This is a genomic window from Caballeronia sp. TF1N1 (assembly GCF_022878925.1).
Classification (GTDB): domain Bacteria; phylum Pseudomonadota; class Gammaproteobacteria; order Burkholderiales; family Burkholderiaceae; genus Caballeronia.
Genome location: NZ_CP084627.1, coordinates 805,541 through 824,696, shown reverse-complemented (window position 1 = coordinate 824,696; position 19,156 = coordinate 805,541). Strand labels below are relative to the sequence as shown.

Sequence of the window (19,156 nt, the reverse complement as noted above, 5' to 3'; positions counted from 1 at the left end):
ATGTTTCGACCGGTCGACGCGTCGCGCCGGCAATGCAGTATCTTCCCGCGCCTCTTGCGTGTCATAGCCTGATCCTGTCGAATCCTTGCCAATTCCTGCAAAGCGGGCGCGCGACCCTAAGCACAACCGCGCCCGCGCGAGTAAGCTAACGAGACTCCTTCGAACGCTAAATTCCTCGGAAAATCATGGCGCTGAACGACACACCCGGGCTTGCCGACAAAGATCCGCACGAGCATCCCAGAGAGATGCGCAATAACAATCAGACGCTCGATCCCGCGCTGGATCAGGCGCGTCTCGAACTCGTCTCGCTACTCGACCGCTTGACGGCGGGCTGCGAGGGTTCCATCGAAACCTGCGTGCCAGGCGTCTTCGTGCACCGCATCATGAATCCGGGCGGGCCGAAGCCGGGTATTCAAACGCCCGCGCTCGCGCTGATCGCGCAAGGCACGAAGCGCATCATGGTCGGCGACGACGTCTACGTCTACGACCCCATGCATTACCTCGTTTCGTCGGTGGATCTGCCAGTGATCGGGCAAGTGACGGTGGCAAGCGAAACGGAGCCCTATCTCGGCATGCGGCTCGATCTCGATGTCGAAGAGATCACGTCGCTGATTCAGGACCAGCATCTGCCGCCCGTCACGCAGTCGGACGCCACGCGCGGCGTGTATGTGAATCGACTCGGCAATTCCATGCTCGACGCGGTGCTGCGCCTTTTGCGCCTCATCGACACGCCGGACGACGTGCCCATTCTCGCGCCGCTGGTGAAGCGCGAGATTCTGTATCGGCTGCTGATGAACGGTTCCGGCGCGCGGCTGCGCCAGATCGCCTTGCAGGACAGCCAGACGCAGCGCATCGCGAAGGCCATTCTTCTGCTGCGTCAGAACTTCGATCAACCTTTGCGCGTCGAAGATATCGCGCGGGACGTGCATATGAGCGTGTCTTCGCTGCATCATCATTTCAAGGCCGTGACGGCGATGAGTCCGCTGCAGTATCAGAAGCAGTTGCGCCTGCAGGAAGCGCGGCGTCTGATGCTGCTCGATATCGCCGATGCCGCGACGGCCGCGCATCGCGTCGGTTACGAAAGCGCGTCGCAGTTCAGCCGCGAGTACAGCCGCCTTTTCGGCGCGCCGCCGCTGCGCGACACGCGGCGCTGGCGCGATGCCGCCGCAACCGGCGCCTGAACGAAGCAAAGCGCGCCGCACGGTCGAACAAAGCTTGCCGCATGGCGATGCGACGGCGCTGCCGCATCGGTTTATTTCATCGTCCGCGGAATAGCGCAGCGCTGCCGAACGTTCTACGGATACTTCTCCAATAAGGAAGATGAAATGAAGAAGCGCATCCTCACGATCGTCACGGCCGCGGTTGCGGCGGCGTGTCTGGCATCGCCCGCGTTCGCCGCGGCGCCGAAAGAATCGAACGGCATGTTCGTCGATGACAACGGCATGACGCTCTACACCTTCGACAAAGACACCAAGGGCGGCGCGAGCGCCTGCTCCGGCGGCTGCGCGCAGGCGTGGCCCGCCGCGATGGCGGGCGCCTCGGATCAGCCGAGCGGCAAGTGGACCACCGAAACCGCCGACGGCGGCAAGCAATGGGCGTACGACGGCAAGCGCGTATACCGCTTTGCCAAGGACACCAAGCCCGGCGATAAAAACGGCGACAACTTCAAGGATGTCTGGCACGTCGTGAAGCCGTAAGCGTTTCTGCGAGCGGGCTCGCGGGAATAAACCGGCGAGCCTGCGAGTCTTCTTTCTGACGGGACACGAACATGAAACGACTGTCCGGAGCAGCGTTGCTCCTGGCTGCGCTCGTCTGCGCGCTGGCGTCGAGCGGCTGCGCGAGCGGCACGGCGGGTGCTTCGGGTAATGCAGGAGCCGGCGCCGCCGATCCGGTCATGAAGGGCAGCTACTGATGCCGAATCGTCCGGTTCTACGGCCGTGAGTTTCGAGAGCGATCTCCTCGCGCATCTTCCGCAATTGCGCCGCTATGCGCGCGCGTTGACGGGCGACCGCGCCTGGGCCGACGATCTCGTGCAGGACGCGACCGAGCGTGCGTTGAATCGCATGCGGTCGTTTCGCGCGGGGACCAATCTGCGCGCGTGGCTGTTCACGATCATGCGCAACCTGTATATCGACCAGTTGCGCGGACGGCGCGACATTGCCGTCGACGATGAAACCGCGCCGTGGCGGCAGATGGCCGCGCCGCGTGGCGAAGTGGACGGACTCGTGCTGCGCGACGTGCAACGCGCGCTTTACTGCCTGCCGGTCGAACAGCGCGAAGTCATGTTGCTCGTGTGTGTCGAGGAAATGAGTTACCAGGAGGCCTCCGTGGTCTTGAACGTGCCAGCCGGAACCGTGATGTCGCGCCTCTCGCGGGCGCGCGAACACATGCGCGTTCTGCTTGGCGAGGAACCGGGGCGCCGTGCGTCGTCGCTGAAAGTGGTGGGCCGGACATGACCCACGACGAACGACCGCCGGATCGCGACCTTCAGGCGCTCTCTGCCTGGCTCGACGACGAGCTTCACGGCGATGAGCGCAAGGCCGTTGAAGCGCGCCTGGCCGATGACCCCGCGCTGCAGGCGACGGCGACCGACTATCGCGCGCAGGACAATGCGTTGCGCGCGCTCTTCGCGGCGGAGCAGGCCGAGCCGCAGATCGTCGTCATGCGTGCGCGAAAGCGCGAGCGCTTTCTACTGGCCGCGTGCTTTCTCGTGGTGGGCGTCGCGTGTGGATTCATGATGCACATGCTGCTGCCTGCGTTCGGCGAGCCGCGTGCGCGCTTCGCGGAACGCGCGGACATTGCCTATGCGGTGTATGCGCCGGAGCAACGTCACGCGGTGGAAGTGGCGGCGTCGCAGCAGGACCATCTCGTCAATTGGCTGTCGAAGCGGTTGAATCGAACGTTGACGATTCCATCGCTCGTCGAGTATGGCTTTCAGCTCGTGGGGGGCAGGCTCTTGCCCGGTGAAGACGGGCCGGCCGCGCAGTTCATGTATCAGAACGCAGCGGGCGAACGTCTCACGCTTTACATGGCGACGGTACGACGCAACGACGCTCAAATCCGGATGCTGCGCGATGGCCCGCGCAGGACCTATTACTGGGCCGCGGACAGCGTGGGTTATGCACTCTCGGGGCAGATCGGGGAGGCCAAGCTGCAAGCGATTGCCTACGACACCTGCAAGGAACTGGGCGGCAACCCCAAGGACTGGTGAGGCTCAGGCTCACCAGGCAAAAAAAGCCGCAGCGCTTCGAGTCGCTGCGGCTTTTTCTTTTAAAGCCGATCATTAACGATGCGGCTCTTCGTGATGCGGACGATGGTGACGTTCCCACTCGTTACGCGCCCAGTAGCGATGACCGTCCCAGTAGCGCTCGCCATGCCAGCCGACCTTCACCACATGATGCGGACGATGATCGTCCGCCGATGCAACGTTCATCATGCCCATGCCAAGCGACGCTGCAAGGGACGCGATCAAGAGGCTCTTCTTAGTCTTGTTCAACATGATTTGCTCCTTCGGTATTCGTGGTCTTCCGTTGGCTCGCTTCGTAACTACGAGCGCGGTGGTAGTAGTTATGGATTTTTGTCATGCCGTGTTCTAGCGGTAGTAATCGTGATGATGGTGGTAACCGCCACCGTCCGGCAGGATGATGCAGCCCGAGAGTGAGCCCGCGAGCGCCACGCCCAGTGCTACAAGTATCGCCAGCTTCTTCATGGATTTCTCCTTGGTGAGTCCATAAGAGCAATTTAGCGGTTCGTAAAATGACAAGCCGTGTTCGTTTGTAAGCAAAGGTGAAGCTTGAAATATTTGGAAGCACGCTTATTAATTTGAGATTGCCGCTGTCGGCCCGCGAGCGTGGCACTATCCTGAACTACGATCACGCTTATCGGAGTGACACATGGCGCATATCAGCACGGGCGTGGAGTACGCGCTGCACTGCATGCTCTATCTCGCGGAGCCGCCGCACGGTGTGAGCGGCGCCAGCGTGCGCGATCTGGCGGAACTGCAAGGCGTGCCGGCGGAGTTCGTGGCGAAGCTGTTCACGAAGCTGCACAAGGCGGGGCTCGTCACCGCGACCGAAGGCGCGCGCGGTGGTTTCTCGCTGGCGCGGCCATCGCGAGAGATCAGCGTACTGGATGTCGTGCATGCCATCGATGGCGACAAGCCGCTCTTCGAATGTCGCGAGATTCGCGCGCGTTGCGCGGTGTTTGGCGAAGAAGCGCCGCCGTGGTCGACGAGCGGCGTGTGCGCCGTTCACGCCGTCATGAAGAACGCGGAGAAGCGCATGCGCGAAGCGCTGGCCGCGGACAAGCTGTCCGATCTCGCAGGCCGGGTGAATGCAAAGGCGCCGCGCAGTTTCGGGCCGCAGGTCGTCAAATGGCTGGGCGGAAAGAACGTGGGCAAACGCGCCGCGCGAGGCTAGTCTGCACCGTCGCCAATCAACGCACGATGGTCGGCTTTATGTTCGGCGTAAGCGATACGCCCACGACGTGCCCGTCGCGCACGCCGCATCGGCTGTCCACGCGCGTCCATTTCGTCTTGCCGCGCGCCTTGGCGAACGCGCGCATCACGATGACCTGATCGACTGGAATCGGATTGCCCACGCTAAACACGGGCGTTTCGCTGTCGATTCTGGCTGACAACACGCGGCGGTCGGGCACGATGAGCGCGTCGTACTTCGGCGCGTCCGCAACCCAGCGGTCGAAGGCCGCGACGCATTGCGCGACGCTCTCCGGCACATGCAGCCGCGACAGATACGAATAGTCTTCCGTCACGTTATCGGGCGCCTCTTGGGCCTGCGCGATCTGAACCATCGACGCGGACAAGAGCAATGCAAACAAGGCGGGAACGAAGGCAGTTTTCATGCGATGAGTCATGAGCGGCGAGAGCGAAGAGGCGGACAAAGACGAGCCTGCGCGATGAGCGGCAATACGCTGGCGCCTGTCACGTGGGCTCGGGCGACATCGCCAACGTCGGCACGGATCGGGCGCGTCTTTTTGAGATTTCGCGAAGTATACCGTGTGATGTTTCGGCGCGTCGAGCGTGCGGCGCGTGTCGAAGGTGGATCGATGGCGTTTGGGCTGCGTTGTATGCTGCGCTTTCGAACTCACAACGAGGCGCGCGATGAAAACAGTGAGATGGTCGCAAGTGGACGGCACAGGACTGGAACATCTCGTACTGGACGACGAAGCGTCGCCGATCGTGATCGAGAGCGTGGTCGCTGGCGAAAGCGAGGTGGGCGCGTTCGGCCTCGTCTATCGCATAGAGTGCGATGCGCGCTGGCAGGTCACGCGGCTTGCCGCGAAGCTGGCGGGCGGTGCGACGCTCGATCTGCATCGGTTAGATGGAGACGACGGAGACGAACACGCATGGACCAACGCCAACGGCTCCGCACGCGATGAACTCCGCGGTTGTATCGACGTCGACCTGAGCGCGACGCCTTTCACGAACACGCTGCCCATTCGCCGGTTGAAGCTGCAACGCGGTGAGCGGCGCGTGATTCGCGTCGCTTATGTGAACGTGCCGACGTTGACTGTCAGCGCGGTCGAGCAGGCTTATACGTGCCTGGAAGATGGGCGCCGCTATCGCTACGAAGGGCTCGATACGGGCTTTACGGCCGAGATCGATGTCGATGAGAACGGGCTCGTTACAGCGTATCCGGGGCTATTCAAACGTACTGCCTGAGCGCGCGTTTGTTCCCGAGCGGCGATAATGCCGCATCGATCGCACTTACCGGATGAAACCAAGATGACCGCCCATTTCAGCGCATCACCCCGCCTGACCAGCCTCTCGCACGGCGGCGGCTGCGGCTGCAAAATCGCGCCCGGCGTGCTCGCCGACCTGCTCAAGCGCAGCACGCCACTGCCCGCGTTCCCCAATCTTCTCGTCGGCAACGACACCGCCGACGATGCCGCCGTCTACAAGCTCAACGACGAACAGGCTATCGTTGCGACGACCGACTTCTTCATGCCGATCGTCGACGATCCGTTCGACTTCGGCCGCATCGCCGCGACCAATGCGCTCTCGGATGTCTACGCCATGGGCGGCAAGCCAATTCTTGCGCTCGCGCTCGTCGGCATGCCGATCAACGTGTTGCCGCATGACGTGATCGCGCAAGTCCTCAAGGGCGGCGAGTCGGTGTGCGCCGAGGCGGGCATTCCCGTCGCGGGCGGGCATTCAATCGATTCGGTCGAGCCTATCTACGGGCTCGCCGCGCTCGGTATCGTGCATCCGTCGCGCGTCAAGCGCAACGCGGCAGCGCGCGCGGGCGACGTGCTCGTGCTCGGCAAGCCGCTCGGCGTCGGCATACTGTCGGCCGCATTGAAGAAAGATCAACTCGATGCCACGGGCTACGCCGCGATGATCGCCGCGACGACCAAGCTCAATCGCCCCGGCGCGGAACTCGCTCTGCTCGATGGCGTGCATGCACTCACCGACGTGACGGGCTTCGGCCTGCTCGGCCACGCGCTCGAACTCGCACGCGGCGCGCAACTTACCGCACGTATCGACTATGCAACGCTGCCGTGGTTGCCACAGGTGCGCGAGTTCGTGCGCGCGGGCATTTACACCGGCGCGTCGGGACGCAACTGGAACGCGTATGGCGCCGATGTATCGCTTGCCGCATCCCTCGACGCGCCTCAGGACGAGGCTCGCAACTTGCTTACCGATCCGCAGACTTCGGGCGGCCTGCTCGTTTCGTGCGCGCCTGAAGCCGTGAACGACGTGCTCGCGATCTTCCGCGCGGATGGCTTCTCCGACGCCGCCGTGATCGGCGAGATGGTGGACGGCGCGGGCCGTATCGAAGTGGCCTGAGACGCATCCGCGTAACCCAGCTCTTACCATCCACCGGGACATCACTCGCACATGAAGGAAGAATCTCCGAAAGCGATTCTCTATGCGCTCGCCGCCAACTTCGGCATCGCCGTATGCAAGTTCGGCGCGGCTGCTTTCACTGGCTCAGGCTCCATGTTCGCCGAAGCCATTCACTCCACGGCCGATTGCGGCAATCAGTTGCTGCTGCTCCTCGGGCTCAAGCGCGCGCAGGCGCCCGCCAACGCGCTGCATCCGCTCGGCTCGGGGCGCGAGATTTACTTCTATGCGCTGATCGTGGCGCTGTTGCTCTTCTTCGTCGGCGGCGCGTTTTCGGTGTACGAAGGCACGCATCGTCTGATGCATCATGAGCCGCTAACGAACCCGATCGTCGCGCTTGTCATTCTCGGCATCTCGGTCGTGCTCGAAGCGTTTTCACTGGCGGGCGCGGTGCGCGAGATTCGCAAGACGGCGGGCAACAAGACCATGTGGCGCTGGTTCCGCGAGACGCGCGAGTCGGAGTTGCTGGTTGTCGCAGGCGAGGATGTGGCCGCGCTCGCGGGTCTCGCCATCGCGTTCGCTGCCGTGCTCATGACGATGATCACCGGCAACCCCGCATGGGACGCGGCGGGCTCGGTCGGCGTGGGCGTGTTGCTGATGCTGATTGCGTTTCTCGTCGCGCGCGAAGTGAAGTCGATGATCGTCGGTGAATCGGCCAGTCCCGAAGTGCGCAAGGCCATCGACGCGCATTTGCGCGCGCGGCCCGAGATCACGCGCATCATCAACTTGATCACACTGCAGTGGGGCAAGGATGTCGTTGTCGCCGTGCAAGCCGAGATGATCGACTATGCCAGCGGCCGCGCGATGATCGATGCAATCAACATCGTCGAGGAAGATTTGCAGCAAGCCTTTCCGCAGGTGCGCTGGGTGTTCTTCGAACCGGACGTGCCGCGCGAAGCCAGCAAGCCCGCCGCCGCGGCTTGAAACATGTCGTCCGTCGTCCGGCTCACGGCAAGTGAGCCGGCGGTCGCGCGTTGTGCGGCCTCGGTGTGACAGGCGTGTCCGGAACTTGCGTATTGCCGCGCGCGGGCACTTGCGTCACGCCCATTTCCGGCAAGGACGATGCATCGTCCGGCAATTCCGCCGAAGCCGCCGACGCCGCTCGTCCACCCCGCATGAGCGGACTTTGCGCTGCAAACGGCAGGGCAGGCGCGGCAAGTGCTACCCAGAGCACGGTCAATTTCATTGCAGGACGCGTGAGCCAGTTGGAGCGACGGTCCGGATTATCGTCGCGGCGAGCTTGCGGGAGCCTGTCTCCAGAATCATTGAGTCTCGCGTTCATTTCAATTCGCGTCGTTTCAATGTCTGCATACAAGCAGACTTCATTCCGGCCCCGCGTCGAGACCCGGCCATGCCGTTACTGCGTTGGACCGGGGCATCGCGTTAGGATAGGGCGTGCGCGTCGTCCGCATCGAGTCCCAGCAATTTCGTGATTTTCATTCGACCCATGCGCAAACTCATACTCTTAGTCTGTCTGCTCGCCTTCACGAGTCTCGGCTCGCTTCTTTCGGCGTCCGCCATTGCCGCCGGTTCGGCGCAAGGCGCGTCGCAACCCGCGGTCGCGCTCACGCCGCAACAGGCCCGCGATGCCCTTGCGGTGCTCAACGATCCGCAACGCCGCGCACAGGTCGCCGATACCTTGCGCGCAGTGGCGGCGGCCGGCGCGCTTGCCGCACCGACGGCCGCGAGCGCCACGGCGGCGAGCGGCGCGGAAACGGCTGCGCCTGCTTCGGGTGCGTCGGGCGTGCTTGCGAAATCGCTGACGGCGAACGGGCTTGCCTCGCAGCTATCGCATCAGGCGGGCAACTGGGTCGTTCAGTTCGCAACCGAGATGCGGCATACGCTGGCCGAGTTGCTGAACATTCGTTCCGTGGTGCATTGGTGGAGCCAGCGCATGGCGACGCCGGAATCGCGCGCGCAGTTCGGTCACGTGCTCTGGATCGTGCTCGTGTGTCTCGTGCCCGCGTTTTTGCTTGAAATCGTCGGCGGCCGTCTGCTGCGTAAATCGCGTGCGAAGATCGCCGCGCGCGGTGTCGCCGATGCCGAGGTCACCGATCCCGAACTCGTGCAGAACGAACATGCGGCGGAACGCGCCGAGCACTTCGCCGAGCGCACCGGCGACGAAGCCGCGCAGCACGCAGCCGAGCGCAAGGTGGAAACGGCGCGCGGCCAGCGGCACGCGGCACGTCACTGGACCCTGTTGCAGCGTCTGCCCAATGCGCTTTTGTATCTGCTGTTCAAGTTCATTCCGCTTGGCGTGTTCATCGGCGTGGCGACGCTTCTGGTGTCCATCTTTATCGACGACAACTCGATCGAATCGCACGTCGCGAGCGAGTTTATCGATGCCTACCTCGTCTGCCGCATCATCATGCTCGTGAGCGGCTTTCTGCTGGCGCCGCATGCCACCGGCTTGCGGCTTTTGCAGATGCGCGATCAGTACGCGCTCTACACGTATCGCAAGCTGCGCAGCATGGTGATCATCGCGGGTATCGGCATCGCGCTGGCCAACGGCGCGGAGCCGCTCGGACTGTCGGAAGCGGCGCGCATCGCCATTCTGAAGATCGTCACGCTCGACATCCATCTGATGCTCGCCTACACCATTTTCGACTGCCGCAAGCCCGTGGCGGAGCGTATCCGCGAACGCATGCGCAGTCATAAATCGACCGCGCTGTTCGGTGGCTGGATCGCCGATATCTGGGCCGCCGTCGCCATCTTCTTCGTGCTCGCGCTGTGGTTCGTCTGGGCGCTGGACGTGCAGAACGGCTATCGCACGCTGTTCCATCTCGGCGGCGTGTCCATTCTCGTGCTGGTCGGCGCGCGCGTCGCGGCAATCGTCGCGTTCGGTGCGCTCGGCCGCGTGTTCCACGAAAACGATGACGACGACTTCGCGGCGAAGTCCATCGCGCATCGTCATGCTTATCGCTATTACCCGCTCTTGCGCCGCGCCGTGCAGACGATCATCGCCGTGGTGACGGTCGTGGCGCTGCTCGAAGTGTGGGGCGTGCATATCGTGCAGTTCTTCACATCGGGCGGCATTGGCAACCGGCTGGCATCCGCGCTCGTGACCATCGCGGTCGCGGCGGTGTTCGCGGTCATCGTGTGGGAGACGGCCAACGTAATGGTCGAGCAGCGTCTCGATCAATGGAACGCGAGTGGCGACCGCGTACGCGCTGCACGCCTGCGCACGCTCTTACCGATGATGCGCTCCGCGCTTTTCATCGTCATCGCCATGGTCGTCGTGCTCACCGGTCTCTCGGAAATCGGCGTCAACACCGCGCCGCTTCTGGCGAGCGCGAGCATTTTCGGCGTGGCGCTCGGCTTCGGCTCGCAAAAGCTCGTACAGGATTTCATCACCGGCATCTTCCTTTTGATGGAAAACGCCATGCAAGTGGGCGACTGGGTGACGGTCGCGGGCGTCTCGGGCACGGTCGAATATCTGTCGATTCGCACGGTGCGTTTGCGAGGCGGCGACGGCTCGCTGTTCACGGTGCCGTTCAGTTCGGTATCCACGGTCAACAATACGAATCGCGGCATTGGCAACGCGGCGGTGCGCGTGTCGGTCGCGCTCGGTCAGGACGTGGATCTGGCCATTTCGACGCTCAAGGAAATCGGCACCGCGCTACGTGAAGACGACGCCTTCAAGGACGGGATTCTCTCCGACTTCAGCTTCTGGGGCGTCGATGCCGTCGATGGTTCCACCGTCACGCTCGCCGGTCAGATTCAGTGCCGCGACAGCACGCGCTGGCCGGTGCAACGCGAGTTCAACCGGCGCATTCTCAACGAGTTCACGGCGCGTGGGATCGAGATCGCCAATCCGCAGCGTAACTTCGTGATCGTCAACGGCACGCAGGACGCGGCGCACGATCCGGCGCATCCAGCCGACGTCGATGGTGACGCCCCCGCCGATCAGCGCGGCGAACCGTCGAAGGCGGCGCAGCATCCGACGGGCGAGGCGGCTGCCGGACAGGGCACGGCGTCCAGTGCGCCGCCGCCGCGGACATCGCAGGCTTGAGCGTTTTAAGGGTTGGCGCGGGGCTTGTTTTGTTATTGACGCTTTTATAATCGGTCGGGCCGCCGCGCCCCTCAAACGAATGGCAACAGGGCGCGGCTTTCTTCGAAGTTCGAACCTTATCGAGGAGCACGCCCCCCATGAACATTGCCGCCCGGTCACGTTCAAAATCCGCTTCACGCTTCCCCTCACGTTCTTCTTCACGCGCGTTAAGCAAGACTGTCCGCAAGGGCCTGTTTGCCTTAGGACTCGCAAGCCTCACGGCCGCAACGGGATGCGCCTTCGCCCAACAATTCGACGATCACGACAGCGATGACCGCTACGGCGGCGGTGGCGGCGGTGGCCGTCAGGTCAAGGTGATGATCGTCAGCATGTTCGGTCCGGAAGGCCAGGTGTGGCTCGACAAGCTCGGGCCATGGCAGGCCATCAAGGTGCCGGGACTCTCGCCGGACTATCCCGAAGTCCATTGCAACCGCGACGATGTCTGTGTGATGACAACCGGCATGGGACACACGAACGCGGCCGCATCGATGATGGCGCTCGCGTTCTCGGAGCGCTTCGATTTGCGCCGCACGTACTTTCTGGTCGCGGGCATTGCCGGGATCGATCCGGCGCGCGGCACGCTCGGCTCGACGGCGTGGGCGAAGTATCTGGTCGATTTCGGCATTCAATGGGAGCTCGACGCGCGCGAGAAACCCGCCGACTGGCCGAGCGGTTTTCTCGGTATCAACACGAAGGGGCCCACCGAAAAGCCACCGCTCGATTACCGCACCGAAGTGTTTGCCCTCAATGCATCGCTGACGGATGCCGCCTATGCCATCTCGCGCAACGTCACGCTCTCCGACAGCGACGACGCCAAGGTCGCGCGCGCCAAGTTCAACTACGCGCCGGCCAACCGTCCGCCGCACGTGATCCAGTGCGACACGCTCGCGGGCGATACGTGGTGGTCGGGTAAATACATCGGCGAGAGGGCACGCTACTGGACGCGCCTGCTGACCGATGGCAAAGGCATCTACTGCACGACGCAGCAGGAAGACAACGCGACATACGAGGCGCTCAAGCGCGCGGCCAGCATCAAGCGGGTCGATCTGTCACGCATTGCGGTTTTGCGCGCCGGTTCGGACTTCGACCGGCCGTACGAAGGACAAACCGCCTCCGACAACCTGTTGAACTATTCCGCGCAAGGCGGTTTCGTACCCGCAATTCAGAACTTGTATCTGACCGGTAACCCATTCGTGCAAGAAGTCGTTACACATTGGGGCGCTTGGCGTAAAGGCGTGCCGCAACACTAGTCGCGAGCGCTGCTCAAACGGCGTTGCAAACCTGTAACTGCATAAAAGTAAATATTGCCACTTATGCCGCGACTCGGTAAAAACCGGCTTCGCGGCATTTTTACTGATTTTTAACGCTTTCTCATCGTCTCAAAAATACTCGTGACCAGTGTCAACCGAACCGCCGGAAGCGCCGTTCTTGCGGGCATCGGCGATTAATCCTACAAAAAATCAGCCGTCCGTATTAAGCGCTCAATCCAAAAGAATGACAAAAACGGCGCGGTCAATATTGCCGCTTTTTTAGGCGCGAAAAAGTTACCGATGCAAAGTGTTGTTTGCAACAAAATATTATTGAGATGCTCTTGCGTTCGCTTCAGAGTCTTCTTAGAATCCGTTTCACAGTGTCTGTTACAAGATGTAACGCACTGAAACAAAATCAGATGTACGTAGCCGGGCAGAGTTGAGTTCGGTGAGGCAAAAAAATATATCGGCACAAAGCCGGCGGGAAATCGGGGATTTACTGGAAGTTGCAACCATGAACGGTCGCGAAACGTTGGAATCGATCCGGGAAATCAACTTGTCGTACATCATGCTCGCGCAGCGTCTGTTGCGCGAGGACCGCGCCATCGGCATGTTCCGGCTCGGTCTTTCGGCGGAACTCGCCGATCTGTTGTCGGGCCTCACGCTCGCTCAGGTCGTCAAGCTCGCCCAGTCGGACAACCTGCTGTGCGCATTTCGCTTCAACGATCACTCGATGCTGTCGGCTTTGACGCAGCCCGCCAAGAACGCGGAAATTGCGCCGACGCACGCAGCAATCCTGCTGGCTGGCCAGCCGGCTGAACAGTTCGCTTAAGTAAAGACGGAGCGAGCCATGCTGAAGAAGAGCCTCACTGAAGATGCCCAGGAAGTGTTCCGCGCCATCGCGCTGATCGAGCTCGGTGCACGCATGCAAGTGCTCGAGAGCGAGCTGACGCTCTCGCGGGATCGCATGATTCGTTTGTATCGCGAAGTGAAGGGCGCGTCGCCGCCCAAGGGCATGCTGCCGTTCTCGGCCGACTGGTATATGACCTGGCTCGCGAACATCCACGCATCGCTGTTCTACAACACCTACACGTTCCTCAAGAACGAGGCCGGCTGCTCGCATCTCGACGCGCTGACCAAGGGGTATCGCCTGTATCTCGAGCACTGCAACCATAGCGGCGCCGAAGCGGTACTCGATCTCACCCGGGCCTGGACCCTTGTGCGCTTCTTCGACGCGGGCATGCTGCAGATGACCAAATGCTGCCGCTGCACCGGGAAGTTCGTCGCACACAAGCATGATTTGCAGAACAACGTGGTGTGCGGGGCCTGCCAGCCGCCGTCACGCGCGGGGAAGACCAAGAAAGCGGCGGCCGCTAAACAGGCCATTCAAGAAGCCGCGCTGGAGGCTGTGTCTGTCAAGAACGAAGTGCCAGCCGAGCTTGAAGAACTGGTACTCGACAACGTAGCGGCTTTGCAGCCGCAACGGGCTGGCCTGGTCGCACAGGCCGCTTAGGCGGTAGCGGCGCTGAACTGATCCTCCGGGGGCCGTCCGGAAGGACGGTGGACAATCAGCATGCCGCTACCGCTTTTTACTTTTTTGGTTCTCGTAATTCATTCTTATCTCGATGCCGGCGCGCTGACTCCATGGTCATCGCGCCGTTCGTTTTTTTAGCTCGCCATTAAAATACTTCGATTGCATGCCTTGCCGCATGCGCTTTTCGAAGGGACGGGCTTTGTCATCCGCACAACAGGGATTTTTGCTGACGCGCCACTGGCGCGATACGCCGGCCGGCATGGAGGTCGAGTTCTGGCTCGCCACCGATGACGGCCCACGCAAAATCCGAATCGGCGCGCAGACGCCTGTTGCATTCATCCGCGCCGAAGATCGCGCGAAAGCGGAGCCGCTCGTCGCGAGCGTGCGCAATGCCGAACTGCGCGACTTGCAGCTCAAGGACTTTCGCCAAAAACCGGTAATCGGGCTGTACTGCCCACAGTATCGGCAACTGCTGGCGCTCGAAAAAACCCTTAAAAACGCGGGCATCGTTGTCTATGAGGCGGATATTCGGCCACCCGAGCGCTATCTCATGGAGCGCTTCATCACCGCGCCCGTGACCTTCGAAGGCGAAGCGCGTGACGGTTACATCTTCAGCGAACTCAAGCCTGCAACTTCGTATCGGCCAAACCTCAAGCTGGTTTCGCTCGATATTGAAACGAGCGTTCGCGGCGAACTCTATTCGATCGCGCTCGAAGGCTGCGGCGAGCGACAGGTCTATATGCTCGGCCCGGCGAATGGCGCCGATGCATCCGTCGACTTCGACCTCGACTACTGCGCAAGCCGCGCCGACATGCTGCGCCGCTTCAACGAGTGGATGGAGCGGCACGATCCGGATGCGATCATCGGCTGGAACGTGGTGCAGTTCGATCTGCGTGTGCTGCAGAAACACGCGGACGATTACGGCGTTCCGTTACGTCTCGGCCGCGATGGCAGCACGGTGGAATGGCGCGAACACGGCATCAAGCGCAATCATTTCTTCGTTTCGATTGCGGGGCGGCTCGTGATCGACGGCATCGAGTCCTTGCGTTCGGCGACGTGGAACTTTCCGTCGTTCAGTCTCGAATATGTCGCGCAGTCGCTGCTCGGCGAAGGCAAGGCGATCGACACTCCCTATGCACGCATGGACGAAATCGAGCGGCGCTTTCAGGAAGACAAGCCGGCGCTCGCGCGTTACAACCTCGTCGATTGCGAACTCGTGACCAAGGTCTTCGACAAGACCGACCTGCTGCCGTTTCTGCTCGAACGCGCAACCGTTACGGGTTTGGCCGCGGATCGCAGTGGTGGATCGGTGGCGGCGTTCACGCATCTATACATGCCGCGCATGCATCGGCTGGGCTTTGTCGCACCCAATCTCGGCGATGTCCCCGAGGAAGCGAGTCCCGGCGGATTCGTCATGGACTCGCGGCCCGGTCTTTACGATTCCGTTCTTGTGCTCGACTACAAGAGCCTGTATCCGTCGATCATCCGTACGTTTCTGATCGATCCGGTCGGGCTCGCGGAAGGCATGCACGAGACCGATGAAGCCGCCACCGTGCCCGGTTTTCGCGGTGCGCGTTTCGCGCGCGAGAAGCATTGTCTGCCCGCTATCGTCGAGCAAGTGTGGGAAGGTCGCGAGGCGGCGAAGCGTCAACGTAACAAGCCGCTTTCGCAAGCGCTCAAGATCATCATGAATTCGTTCTACGGCGTGCTGGGTTCGAGCGGTTGCCGCTTCTTCGATCCGCGCCTTGCGTCATCCATCACCATGCGCGGACACGAAATCATGCACCGTACACGCGAACTGATCGAAGCGCGCGGGTATGGCGTGATTTACGGCGACACCGATTCCACCTTCGTGTGGCTGCGCCGTGCACGCGACGAAGCAGATGCTGCGCGTATCGGCCGCGCTCTCGTCGAGCATGTCAACGAATACTGGCAAGGTCATTTGCGCGAGACCTTCGGACTCGAAAGCGCGCTGGAGCTTCAGTACGAAACGCATTACCGGCGCTTTTTGATGCCGACCATTCGCGGCACGGAAGAAGGCAGCAAGAAGCGTTACGCCGGTCTCACGGCGCGCGCGGACGGCAGCGAGGAGATCGTGTTCAAAGGTCTCGAAACGGTGCGCACGGACTGGACGCCGCTCGCGCAACGTTTCCAGCAAGACCTTTACATGCGTATCTTCAAGGGCGAATCTTATGCGGACTATGTGCGCGATTACGTCGAACGCACGCGACGCGGCGAGCAGGACGAACTGCTCGTCTATCGCAAGCGCCTGCGCCGCAGCCTCGACGATTATCAGCGTAACGTTCCGCCGCATGTACGCGCCGCGCGCAGTGCCGACGAACACAACACGCGCCTCGGACGTCCGCTTCAATATCAGAACGGCGGCTGGATCAGCTATGTGATGACGCTCGCCGGTCCCGAGCCGGTGGAAGCGCGTCATGCGGCCATCGACTATGAACACTACGTGACGAAGCAGCTACAGCCGATTGCCGACGGCATCCTGCCCTTCCTGCGCGAAGACTTCGATACGCTGATGTCGGGGCAAGGCGCGCTGTTTTAGCCGGTTCATGCGGGCGCGTTCCTTGCTGCCGCATGTCCCCGAAGTCCGGCAAGAGAACGACGGACCGCGCCGCGTTTAACCGCGCTCAAGGCGCCTTCCTCCCTCAACTTCCGGGATGGTTGCATATGTCGACTGCATCAAGCGAAATCAGCCGCTCGCAATTGCGTAACCGCATTGCTGGCGATCTCTGGCAGGCAATCTGGAAATTTCGCGTACAGACGCTCGTCGCGGTGACGTTGATGATCGCGTCGCGCCTCGCTGTGGTGTCCGTGCCGCTGATGCTGAAGCACGTCATCGACGAGTTCAGCCGGCCCACGGCGAACCTCGTGTTTCCGGTGTTCGTGATCCTCACTTACGTGCTGATGCGGTATCTCGGCGACGTGCTGAACGAAGCACGCGACGTGGTGTTCAGCATCGTCACGCAACGCACGGTGGCGTCATTTACGGAGCGTACGTTCGCGCATCTGCATAACATGGGTGCGCGTTTTCATGCGCAACGCGAAACCGGTGGCGTGGTGCGCGACGTGCAGAAGGGCGCGGACGGTATCGGCTTTTTGCTGGGCGTGGCGATCTTCATGATCGTGCCGACATTGATCGAAATCGGCACCGTCGTGGCGATCATGGTAAGCCAGTATGCATCGACTTTTTTGCTGGCGATTGGCGTGACCTTCGTGTGCTATGCGGTCTATACGTTCATCTTCACGCGCTATCGCATGCGCTTTCAGCGCGCGGTCAATCGGCTCGAAGCAAAGTCCGACAGCCGTCTCGTCGATAGCCTGCTCAACTACGAAACGGTCAAGCTCTTCGCAAGCGAAGAGGTCGAACGCGGCCGGCTTTCGAGCGTGCTCGAACAATGGGTGCATGCACGCACCGCGAATCAACGCGCGTTGACCATTCTGCATGTCGGGCAAAGCACCATCATCGCGGTGGGCATTGCGGCGGTCATGCTGCTTGCCGCGCAACACGTGGTTGCGGGAACGATGAGCGTCGGCGATCTCGTGCTGGTGAACGCGTATATCGTGCAGGTGTGCTCGCCGCTGAACACGCTCGGTTTCGTGTTTCGCGAGACCAACGATGCAATCGTGAACGTCGAACGCATGTTCGAGATTCTGCTTGCGCGCGGACGGCGTGGCGAGGATATCGACGAACAGGACGCGAAGCCGCTCGTGGTGAGCGCGGGCGAGATCGAGTTCCAGCACGTGGATTTCGGCTACGATCCGGCGCGGCAGATACTGCGCGATATCGACTTTCGCGCGCACCCGGGCAAGAAACTCGCGGTGGTGGGCGGCAGCGGGTCGGGCAAGTCCACGTTGATGAAACTACTCTTCAGGCTTTATCAGCCGACGGCCGGTGTGATCACCATCGACGGACAGAATCTCGGCGAGATCACGCAGAAGAGTCTGCGTGAAGCCATTGGTATCGTGCCGCAGGATACGGTGCTTTTCAACGATACGATCGCCTACAACATCGCGTATGGCCGCCCATCGGCGACGCGTGCCGATGTCGTGCGTGCGGCGCGCGCGGCGCAACTCGACGGCTTCATCGAACGCTTGCCCGATCACTACGAGACGCGTGTCGGCGAACGCGGTGTACGGCTGTCGGGCGGCGAGCGGCAGCGCATTGCAATTGCGCGCGCCATTCTGAAGGACCCGCGCATCATTGTATTCGATGAAGCCACGTCCGCGCTCGATACCCGTTCGGAACGCGCGATTCAAAGCGAACTCGACCGGCTCGCGCAAGGGCGCACCTCGATTGTGATCGCGCATCGGCTCTCGACCGTGGTCAATGCAGACTGGATTCTCGTGATGGAGCACGGGCGCATCGTGGAGCAGGGGCAGCATGCTGAATTGATCGAACGCGCGGGCGTCTATGCACGCATGTGGTCGCTGCAATCGCAGCAAGGCGAACTCGCGCACGCGCAACGCAAGGTATCGTCGCAACCGGTAGGACTCGGCTCGCTGATCGCCGGCGTGGTGGATGGACTGCATGAAGAGATCATCGAGCACGGCGTGCATCTCTTCACGGTGATGACAGAGCCGGATCTTCGCGTGACGGGCGATCCCGGCGTGCTGCAGTTCGTGATCGCCGATCTGTGCCGCACGGAAGTTCGCGCGGCAACGCGCGGCGCGCGTGTCGAACTGCGAGTGGAGCGCGAAGACAATCAGGTGCGCTTGTGCGTGCTCGGCCCCGGCAATAAGCCCGCGCCGCTGACCGAGGAACAGGCGGCGCGGCTCGAAGAGGCGCTTACTAGCACGGGCGGCAGTTTCACGGTGAATTACGTCGATGGCCATCTCGCGTATGTCGCCGTCATGCCGTTGCGGCCTGTCGTCGAGGCCGACGATGCATCGAGATTGGCCGAGCCGAAAGCGAACGTTGCCGAAGCGCTCAAAGGCCTTTCGATCATGGTGCTCGACGATCAGGAAGATGCCCGCGAAGCGCTCGAAGCCGTTCTGGAAACGGCTGGTGCACAAGTGCGGTTGGCCGCGTCGGGAACGGAAGCGCTCGACTGGCTTGAAGCGACGCCTGCCGAGGCGTGGCCGAATGCGTTTCTATGCGACATCGTGCTTGGCGAGGAAGACGGTTATCAAGTGCTGCGTCAGGTGCGCGAACTCGAAGCGTCGCGGCGTGTGTCGCTGGATCGGCGCATGCCGGCAATCGCATTGACGGGACATACGCAGACGGATGACCGCTTGCGCGCGCAGCTTGCGGGCTTCCAGTTGCACATGACGAAGCCCGTGCCTGCGGAAAAGCTTATTGAAGCGATTCTGCAAGTCGCCGCGCGGCTGGAGCGCGCGGGGCGTTGAGCGCGTTGGCGCGCGTCAGGCACGCTTCGATGGTGTCGTGAGCCCGAGCGCTCTGACATAGCCCGCGGTGCCTGGGCGATGAGACGCGATGC

18 protein-coding genes are annotated in these 19,156 nt (G+C 62.0%); 15 read left to right on the top strand and 3 right to left on the bottom strand.

Annotation, left to right across the window (positions count from 1 at the left end):
• Positions 1-185 precede the first annotated feature (185 nt).
• The 5 genes from LDZ28_RS17795 to LDZ28_RS17775 all read left to right on the top strand — a co-directional run bounded on the left by LDZ28_RS17795 (position 186) and on the right by LDZ28_RS17775 (position 3,211).
• Positions 186-1,181, top strand: coding sequence for an AraC family transcriptional regulator (locus LDZ28_RS17795; protein ID WP_244828285.1), 996 nt, complete (start codon positions 186-188; stop codon positions 1,179-1,181).
• A 144-nt stretch (positions 1,182-1,325) separates the two neighbouring features.
• Positions 1,326-1,697, top strand: coding sequence for a hypothetical protein (locus LDZ28_RS17790; RefSeq protein ID WP_244828283.1), 372 nt, complete (start codon positions 1,326-1,328; stop codon positions 1,695-1,697).
• 71 nt (positions 1,698-1,768) lie between these two features.
• Complete coding sequence (locus LDZ28_RS17785) at positions 1,769-1,912, top strand: hypothetical protein (RefSeq protein ID WP_244828281.1); 144 nt, start codon at positions 1,769-1,771, stop codon at positions 1,910-1,912.
• Positions 1,913-1,937: 25 nt separating this feature from the next.
• Positions 1,938-2,456 carry a sigma-70 family RNA polymerase sigma factor gene (locus LDZ28_RS17780; protein WP_244828280.1) on the top strand — a complete coding sequence of 173 codons (519 nt, stop codon included), beginning with the start codon at positions 1,938-1,940 and terminating at the stop codon, positions 2,454-2,456.
• A complete protein-coding gene (locus LDZ28_RS17775; protein WP_244828279.1) occupies positions 2,453-3,211 on the top strand; it encodes an anti-sigma factor in 759 nt (252 codons plus the stop codon). The genes LDZ28_RS17780 and LDZ28_RS17775 overlap by 4 nt, the downstream gene beginning before the upstream one ends.
• A gap of 72 nt (positions 3,212-3,283) precedes the next feature.
• Here the strand turns inward: LDZ28_RS17775 and LDZ28_RS17770 are convergent, their stop codons facing one another.
• The gene (locus tag LDZ28_RS17770; protein WP_370652211.1) at positions 3,284-3,496 is read right to left on the bottom strand and encodes a hypothetical protein; all 213 of its coding nucleotides are present in this window, start codon (positions 3,494-3,496) and stop codon (positions 3,284-3,286) included.
• Positions 3,497-3,893: 397 nt separating this feature from the next.
• Between LDZ28_RS17770 and LDZ28_RS17765 the strand changes: the two genes are divergently transcribed.
• Positions 3,894-4,418 (top strand): Rrf2 family transcriptional regulator, encoded by a 525-nt coding sequence (locus LDZ28_RS17765; protein ID WP_244828276.1) that lies wholly within the window; start codon positions 3,894-3,896, stop codon positions 4,416-4,418.
• Between the two features lie 16 nt (positions 4,419-4,434).
• Here the strand turns inward: LDZ28_RS17765 and LDZ28_RS17760 are convergent, their stop codons facing one another.
• A complete protein-coding gene (locus tag LDZ28_RS17760; RefSeq protein WP_244828275.1) occupies positions 4,435-4,860 on the bottom strand; it encodes a BspC domain-containing protein in 426 nt (141 codons plus the stop codon).
• Between the two features lie 259 nt (positions 4,861-5,119).
• Here LDZ28_RS17760 and LDZ28_RS17755 point away from each other — a divergent pair, with 259 nt between their 5' ends.
• From LDZ28_RS17755 to LDZ28_RS17745, 3 genes are all read left to right on the top strand, one after another.
• A complete protein-coding gene (locus LDZ28_RS17755) occupies positions 5,120-5,680 on the top strand; it encodes a putative glycolipid-binding domain-containing protein (RefSeq protein WP_244828273.1) in 561 nt (186 codons plus the stop codon).
• Positions 5,681-5,743: 63 nt separating this feature from the next.
• Positions 5,744-6,808 (top strand): selenide, water dikinase SelD, encoded by a 1,065-nt coding sequence (gene selD, locus LDZ28_RS17750; protein WP_244828272.1) that lies wholly within the window; start codon positions 5,744-5,746, stop codon positions 6,806-6,808.
• 51 nt (positions 6,809-6,859) lie between these two features.
• Positions 6,860-7,789 (top strand): cation diffusion facilitator family transporter, encoded by a 930-nt coding sequence (locus LDZ28_RS17745; protein ID WP_244828271.1) that lies wholly within the window; start codon positions 6,860-6,862, stop codon positions 7,787-7,789.
• Between the two features lie 22 nt (positions 7,790-7,811).
• On the opposite strand, the gene LDZ28_RS17740 is transcribed toward LDZ28_RS17745, so the two are convergent.
• Entirely contained in the window at positions 7,812-8,051 is a 240-nt protein-coding gene (locus LDZ28_RS17740) for a hypothetical protein (RefSeq protein ID WP_244828269.1), read from the bottom strand.
• A 261-nt stretch (positions 8,052-8,312) separates the two neighbouring features.
• On the opposite strand from LDZ28_RS17740, the gene LDZ28_RS17735 reads away from it, so the two are divergent.
• The 6 genes from LDZ28_RS17735 (at position 8,313) to LDZ28_RS17710 (ending at position 19,064) form a co-directional block, all read left to right on the top strand.
• Positions 8,313-10,877 (top strand): mechanosensitive ion channel domain-containing protein, encoded by a 2,565-nt coding sequence (locus LDZ28_RS17735; RefSeq protein ID WP_244828267.1) that lies wholly within the window; start codon positions 8,313-8,315, stop codon positions 10,875-10,877.
• A 137-nt stretch (positions 10,878-11,014) separates the two neighbouring features.
• Entirely contained in the window at positions 11,015-12,166 is a 1,152-nt protein-coding gene (locus tag LDZ28_RS17730) for a purine nucleoside permease (RefSeq protein WP_244828266.1), read from the top strand.
• A 514-nt stretch (positions 12,167-12,680) separates the two neighbouring features.
• Positions 12,681-12,998, top strand: a complete 318-nt coding sequence (flhD, locus tag LDZ28_RS17725; RefSeq protein ID WP_244828265.1) for a flagellar transcriptional regulator FlhD — start codon at positions 12,681-12,683, stop codon at positions 12,996-12,998.
• Positions 12,999-13,016: 18 nt separating this feature from the next.
• The gene (gene flhC / locus LDZ28_RS17720; protein WP_244828264.1) at positions 13,017-13,679 is read left to right on the top strand and encodes a flagellar transcriptional regulator FlhC; all 663 of its coding nucleotides are present in this window, start codon (positions 13,017-13,019) and stop codon (positions 13,677-13,679) included.
• Positions 13,680-13,959: 280 nt separating this feature from the next.
• Entirely contained in the window at positions 13,960-16,260 is a 2,301-nt protein-coding gene (locus LDZ28_RS17715; protein WP_370652210.1) for a DNA polymerase II, read from the top strand.
• Between the two features lie 125 nt (positions 16,261-16,385).
• On the top strand, positions 16,386-19,064 hold the full coding sequence (locus tag LDZ28_RS17710; protein ID WP_244828262.1) for an ATP-binding cassette domain-containing protein: 2,679 nt from the start codon (positions 16,386-16,388) through the stop codon (positions 19,062-19,064).
• Positions 19,065-19,156: the final 92 nt, after the last annotated feature.

What these genes read in the sequence shown, in the direction of transcription:
- LDZ28_RS17795 (WP_244828285.1), top strand. Translation starts at nt 186, where the DNA reads ATGGCGCTGAACGACACACCCGGGCTTGCCGACAAAGATCCGCACGAG.
- LDZ28_RS17790 (WP_244828283.1), top strand. Translation starts at nt 1,326, where the DNA reads ATGAAGAAGCGCATCCTCACGATCGTCACGGCCGCGGTTGCGGCGGCG.
- LDZ28_RS17785 (WP_244828281.1), top strand. Translation starts at nt 1,769, where the DNA reads ATGAAACGACTGTCCGGAGCAGCGTTGCTCCTGGCTGCGCTCGTCTGC.
- LDZ28_RS17775 (WP_244828279.1), top strand. Translation starts at nt 2,453, where the DNA reads ATGACCCACGACGAACGACCGCCGGATCGCGACCTTCAGGCGCTCTCT.
- LDZ28_RS17765 (WP_244828276.1), top strand. Translation starts at nt 3,894, where the DNA reads ATGGCGCATATCAGCACGGGCGTGGAGTACGCGCTGCACTGCATGCTC.
- LDZ28_RS17760 (WP_244828275.1), bottom strand. Translation starts at nt 4,860, where the DNA reads ATGAAAACTGCCTTCGTTCCCGCCTTGTTTGCATTGCTCTTGTCCGCG.
- LDZ28_RS17755 (WP_244828273.1), top strand. Translation starts at nt 5,120, where the DNA reads ATGAAAACAGTGAGATGGTCGCAAGTGGACGGCACAGGACTGGAACAT.
- selD (WP_244828272.1), top strand. Translation starts at nt 5,744, where the DNA reads ATGACCGCCCATTTCAGCGCATCACCCCGCCTGACCAGCCTCTCGCAC.
- LDZ28_RS17745 (WP_244828271.1), top strand. Translation starts at nt 6,860, where the DNA reads ATGAAGGAAGAATCTCCGAAAGCGATTCTCTATGCGCTCGCCGCCAAC.
- LDZ28_RS17740 (WP_244828269.1), bottom strand. Translation starts at nt 8,051, where the DNA reads ATGAAATTGACCGTGCTCTGGGTAGCACTTGCCGCGCCTGCCCTGCCG.
- LDZ28_RS17735 (WP_244828267.1), top strand. Translation starts at nt 8,313, where the DNA reads ATGCGCAAACTCATACTCTTAGTCTGTCTGCTCGCCTTCACGAGTCTC.
- LDZ28_RS17730 (WP_244828266.1), top strand. Translation starts at nt 11,015, where the DNA reads ATGAACATTGCCGCCCGGTCACGTTCAAAATCCGCTTCACGCTTCCCC.
- flhD (WP_244828265.1), top strand. Translation starts at nt 12,681, where the DNA reads ATGAACGGTCGCGAAACGTTGGAATCGATCCGGGAAATCAACTTGTCG.
- flhC (WP_244828264.1), top strand. Translation starts at nt 13,017, where the DNA reads ATGCTGAAGAAGAGCCTCACTGAAGATGCCCAGGAAGTGTTCCGCGCC.
- LDZ28_RS17715 (WP_370652210.1), top strand. Translation starts at nt 13,960, where the DNA reads ATGGAGGTCGAGTTCTGGCTCGCCACCGATGACGGCCCACGCAAAATC.
- LDZ28_RS17710 (WP_244828262.1), top strand. Translation starts at nt 16,386, where the DNA reads ATGTCGACTGCATCAAGCGAAATCAGCCGCTCGCAATTGCGTAACCGC.